The organism is Neisseria sp. P0021.S006 (genome assembly GCF_051956895.1).
Map to the genome: position 1 here is coordinate 1 of NZ_JBQCWZ010000132.1, position 2483 is coordinate 2483.

3 protein-coding genes are annotated in these 2483 nt (G+C 49.1%); all 3 read left to right on the top strand.

The window, feature by feature from the left end; genetic code table 11:
* The first annotated feature begins 155 nt into the window (after window positions 1-155).
* A complete protein-coding gene (gene hemN / locus ACTHUM_RS11515; protein ID WP_440402928.1) occupies window positions 156-1577 on the top strand; it encodes an oxygen-independent coproporphyrinogen III oxidase in 1422 nt (473 codons plus the stop codon).
* Window positions 1578-1646: 69 nt separating this feature from the next.
* Complete coding sequence (locus tag ACTHUM_RS11520) at window positions 1647-1892, top strand: DUF1289 domain-containing protein (RefSeq protein WP_107769216.1); 246 nt, start codon at window positions 1647-1649, stop codon at window positions 1890-1892.
* A 38-nt stretch (window positions 1893-1930) separates the two neighbouring features.
* On the top strand, window positions 1931-2483 hold a 553-nt coding region (locus tag ACTHUM_RS11525), incomplete at its 3' end, for a TraB/GumN family protein (RefSeq protein WP_440402929.1).

A 2483-nucleotide genomic window follows, 5' to 3' on the forward strand; every position in this document is an offset into this window, starting at 1 on the left:
CCCTTAATCTGCATAGTTCTATAAATCCCTGATGAAGCCGAATAACTATTGACCCAAGTCAAAGTCGGCATATCATTATCAGGCATTCTACCAAACTATCGAAATTTTGACTAAAATTTTCCCTAATTTCCCTACTTTATACTACAAGCCCAACCATGAAAATCATCCCCATCTCAAATAACACCAACACAAACAACGAATTACCGGAATTCGATCGTGAATTAATTGCCAGTTTGCCATCAAGCGGTCCCCGTTATACATCCTATCCGACTGCCGACCGCTTCCATGAAGGCTTTAAAGAAGCCGAATATATCCAAGCTTTAAGCCTGCGCAACATGGGCGCGCTCAACAAACCCCTTTCACTCTACATCCACATTCCCTTCTGCAATACCATCTGCTACTACTGCGGCTGCAACAAAATCATTACCAAAGACAAAAGCCGTGCCGATGCCTATATCCGGTATCTGGAAAAAGAAATGGAATTGCTGGCACCGCATTTGGGTGGAAGACACCAGCTCGCGCAGCTCCACTTCGGCGGCGGTACGCCCACATTCCTGAGCGACGACCAACTCGAACGCGTCTTCGACATGATTCGTAAATACTTCCAGCTGATTCCCAACGGCGAATACTCCATCGAAATCGACCCGCGCAAAGTCAGCCGCGAAACTGTCCTCAAACTGGGCAAACTTGGTTTCAACCGCATGAGTGTCGGTATTCAAGACTTTGACCCTAAAGTGCAGGAAGCCGTCAACCGTATTCAAAGCTACGAAGAAACCAAAGAAGTGATTGATGCCGCGCGTGAAGCCGGATTTAAATCAGTCAGCGTCGATTTAATTTACGGCCTGCCGCACCAAAACACCGAAAGCATCAAAACCACCATCGACACGGTCTTGTCCCTCAGTCCCGACCGCCTCGCCCTCTACCACTACGCTCACTTGCCGCATATCTTCAAACCGCAACGCCGTATCGACACCAATGTCGTTCCCGACAGCGAAGAAAAACTCGATATGCTGCAATATTGCGTCCAAACCCTGACTGAGCGAGGCTACGTTTTCATCGGCATGGACCACTTTGCCAAACCTGACGACGAGCTCTCCATCGCCCTCAAAGAAGGTTTCCTGCAACGAAATTTCCAAGGTTATTCCACCTATGCCGACTGTGACTTGGTGGCGATCGGCGTATCCTCTATTGGCAAAATCGGCAGCACCTACTCCCAAAACGAGCGCGACATCGATACCTATTACGCCGCACTCGATGCCGGACATCTGCCGATTATGCGCGGCTACCAGCTCAATCAAGACGACATTTTGCGCCGCAACATCATTCAGGATTTGATGTGCCGCTTCTCGCTCGACTATCGGATTTACGAAAGCGTGTTCGGCATTCCGTTTAGCCGTTATTTTGCAGCCGAACTGGAAGATATGAAGCAACTGGAAACCCTCGGCCTGGTCCACCTCAAACCGCACGGCCTGACCGTTACGCCGAAGGGCCGTTTCCTGATCCGCAACATCGCCATGGTGTTCGACTACCATTTACGCCATAAAGAAACCAAAGCCAAATACTCGCAAACCGTATAAACACTTAGGCCGTCTGAACATATGTGCTATATTTCAGACGGCCTTTTTTCACATCAAAAGCAACACAAAATGGATCAACCCGATTTCTTCCCCATTCCCAGCCCCTGCATCGGCGTTTGCGAAGCCAATGCCAAAGGTTATTGCAAAGGCTGCCTGCGCAGCCGGGAAGAGCGCTTGTACTGGCTCCAGATGACCGACAGCCAAAAACATCAAGTCATGCACCTTCTATCCCTCAGGAAGGCCAAAATCCGCAACCGCAAACAGGAAAAAACCGAAACGGGCGAACATCCGGTTCAAAACCTGCTCGATTTCTAAATTGCCCTTGCCTACCGCACACCACAATAAGGAAAAACATGAAAAAACTGCTTGCCTGTCTGCTGATACCATTTACCGCCCTCGCCTTAGGTACCTGCAAACCCGCTGCAACTTTACCCGAAAGCAAACCTGCCGAACTCAATTGGCAGCAGCCTAAACTCACCAGCAATGTTTGGAAAATCAGCAAAGAAGGCCAACCCGATTCCTATCTGCTCGGCACCATCCACATGGGGAAAACCAATCAGACCTTGTCTTCCGATGCCCTCAAACTGTTGCAATCCACCAACCAACTGACCACAGAAGTTGACGCATTGCCGGACAGCAGTCCGGAAACAAAAAAAATGTATCAAAAATACTTCAAAGAGGTCATGAGTACCGAACCGCTCAGTCGCAAGCTTGGCAAAACAGATTTCCGTCTTTTACAAGAAATCTATTCAAAAAATGAAGAAAGCCGACCCATTGCCCAAATTGCCGACAAACTCCATCCGTGGGCAGCATTGGTTTTTGCCGGCAGCGCATTTCCCCAAGGATATAGCGCAGAAACCGGTGCAGATATGTTGCTGACCAATGCGGCCGCCGACATCAATAAGC